This window comes from Bradyrhizobium sp. STM 3843, assembly GCF_000239815.1.
Classification (GTDB): domain Bacteria; phylum Pseudomonadota; class Alphaproteobacteria; order Rhizobiales; family Xanthobacteraceae; genus Bradyrhizobium.
Window position 1 is genome coordinate 1 of record NZ_CAFK01000187.1, and the last position, 706, is coordinate 706.

The following is a 706-nucleotide window of genomic DNA, read 5'->3' on the forward strand; positions in this document are numbered from 1 at the left end:
TTATCAGTCCACTCCGCTTGCGGAGGTGCAGCGCTGGAGCGAGGTGCCGGCTGGCACGCCGCTGTTCGAGAGCATCGTCGCGTTCGAGAACTATCCGGCCGAGATGTCGGCGCTGGGCGGCCTCGCCGAGACGATCCGGATCAGCGAGGTGAGCCCGGTGGAGCGGACCAATTATCCGCTGACCTTGCAGGTCACGGTCGGCGAGCAGCTGGGGTTCCGGTTGATTGCGGATCGCGAACGGTTCGAGGCTGCAGCAGTCGAGCGGCTGCTCGGCTATTTTGCGCGGCTGCTGGGTGAGATCGTCGCCGATCCCGCGCGGCCGCTGGCGGCGCTGTCATCACTCGGCGAGGACGAGCGGCACCAGGTGGTGAGCGCGTTCAACGCCACGGCAGTGAAGTACCCGCAGAGCCTGCTGTATGCGCCGTTTGCAGCACAGGCGGCACGGACGCCGGAGAAGATCGCGCTGCGCTTCGAGGACGCAACGCTGACTTACGGCGAGCTCGACCGCCGCGCCAACCAGCTGGCGCATCATCTGCAGCAGCTCGGCGTCGGCCCCGATGTCGTGGTCGGCGTTTTGGCCGAGCGCTCATTCGAGATGGTGGTGGCGCTGTTCGGCATCCTCAAGGCGGGCGGGGCCTACCTGCCGCTCGACCCCGGCTATCCGGCCGAGCGGCTCGCCTACGTGCTGGATGATGCCAAGGCGCCC

The 706-nt window shown here is 67.7% G+C and carries 1 protein-coding gene; it reads left to right on the forward strand.

Going from position 1 to position 706, the window contains the following annotated elements; genetic code table 11:
- Positions 1-706, forward strand: a 706-nt coding sequence (locus BRAS3843_RS19565; RefSeq protein WP_035982226.1) for an AMP-binding protein, incomplete at both ends; no start/stop codon positions are given.